This window comes from Streptococcus sp. SO2, from assembly GCF_030440025.1.
In genome coordinates, this window is record NZ_JAQFJH010000039.1 from 1 (window position 1) to 1670 (window position 1670).

Here is a 1670-nt window from a genome sequence, read left to right on the forward strand (position 1 = left end):
TGGAACGCAATAATCGTAAAGTTCTTGTTGGACGTGTTGTATCTGACAAAATGGACAAGACAATCACAGTTGTAGTTGAAACAAAACGTAACCACCCAGTCTATGGTAAACGTATTAACTACTCTAAAAAATACAAAGCACATGATGAAAACAATGTTGCCAAAGAAGGCGATATCGTACGTATCATGGAAACTCGTCCGCTTTCAGCTACAAAACGTTTCCGTCTTGTAGAAGTCGTTGAAGAAGCGGTTATCATCTAATCAAACCTGAAAGGAGAAAACTGAAATGATTCAAACAGAAACTCGTTTGAAAGTCGCAGACAACAGCGGTGCACGCGAAATCTTGACTATCAAAGTTCTTGGTGGTTCTAAACGTAAATTTGCGAACATCGGTGATGTTATTGTGGCATCTGTAAAACAAGCTACTCCTGGTGGTGCGGTTAAAAAAGGTGACGTTGTTAAAGCAGTTATCGTTCGTACTAAATCAGGTGCTCGTCGTGCTGATGGTTCATACATCAAATTTGACGAAAACGCAGCAGTTATCATCCGTGAAGATAAAACTCCTCGCGGAACACGTATCTTTGGCCCAGTTGCACGTGAATTGCGTGAAGGTGGCTTCATGAAGATCGTGTCACTTGCTCCAGAAGTACTTTAATTTTCACAGAGCAAAAACAAACAAACACAGTCCCCTGGCCTAGCCAGGGTGCCCATTGGGCGTAAGAATAAAAGGAGAAAAAAATGTTTGTAAAAAAAGGCGACAAAGTTCGCGTAATCGCTGGTAAAGATAAGGGAACAGAAGCTGTTGTCCTTACTGCCCTTCCAAAAGTAAACAAAGTTATCGTTGAAGGTGTTAACATCGTTAAGAAACACCAACGTCCAACTAACGAACTTCCTCAAGGTGGTATCATCGAGAAGGAAGCAGCTATCCACGTATCAAACGTTCAAGTTTTGGACAAAAACGGTGTAGCTGGTCGTGTTGGTTACAAATTTGTAGACGGTAAAAAAGTTCGCTACAACAAAAAATCAGGCGAAGTGCTTGATTAATCACGAAGGAAAGGAGAAGTATAATGGCAAATCGTTTAAAAGAAAAATATCTTAATGAAGTAGTTCCTGCGTTGACAGAACAATTCAACTACTCATCAGTGATGGCTGTTCCTAAAGTAGATAAGATCGTTTTGAACATGGGTGTTGGTGAAGCTGTATCAAACGCTAAAAGCCTTGAAAAAGCTGCTGAAGAATTGGCGCTTATCTCAGGTCAAAAACCACTTATCACTAAAGCTAAAAAATCAATCGCCGGCTTCCGTCTTCGTGAAGGTGTTGCGATCGGTGCAAAAGTTACCCTTCGTGGGGAACGTATGTACGAATTCTTGGATAAATTGGTTTCAGTTTCACTTCCACGTGTACGTGACTTCCATGGTGTTCCAACAAAATCATTTGATGGACGCGGAAACTACACACTTGGTGTGAAAGAACAATTGATCTTCCCAGAAATCAACTTCGATGATGTTGACAAAACTCGTGGTCTTGACATCGTTATCGTAACTACTGCTAACACTGACGAAGAGTCACGTGCATTGCTTACAGGCCTTGGAATGCCTTTTGCAAAATAATATAGGAGGTAAATCTAATGGCTAAAAAATCAATGATTGCTAAGAACAAACGTCCAGCGAA

4 protein-coding genes are annotated in these 1670 nt (G+C 40.8%); all 4 read left to right on the forward strand.

Annotated elements, in window-relative coordinates; genetic code table 11:
• Positions 1–260: 30S ribosomal protein S17 (rpsQ, locus tag PCY17_RS12105; protein WP_301395752.1), on the forward strand; the 260-nt coding region annotated here is incomplete at its 5' end.
• A 25-nt stretch (positions 261–285) separates the two neighbouring features.
• Positions 286–654, forward strand: a complete 369-nt coding sequence (rplN, locus tag PCY17_RS12110; RefSeq protein WP_000616548.1) for a 50S ribosomal protein L14 — start codon at positions 286–288, stop codon at positions 652–654.
• A gap of 83 nt (positions 655–737) precedes the next feature.
• Positions 738–1043: a 50S ribosomal protein L24 gene (gene rplX, locus PCY17_RS12115; RefSeq protein WP_000497691.1), complete on the forward strand. Its 306-nt coding sequence runs from the start codon at positions 738–740 to the stop codon at positions 1041–1043.
• A gap of 23 nt (positions 1044–1066) precedes the next feature.
• Positions 1067–1609: a 50S ribosomal protein L5 gene (gene rplE / locus PCY17_RS12120; RefSeq protein WP_000013542.1), complete on the forward strand. Its 543-nt coding sequence runs from the start codon at positions 1067–1069 to the stop codon at positions 1607–1609.
• Positions 1610–1670: the final 61 nt, after the last annotated feature.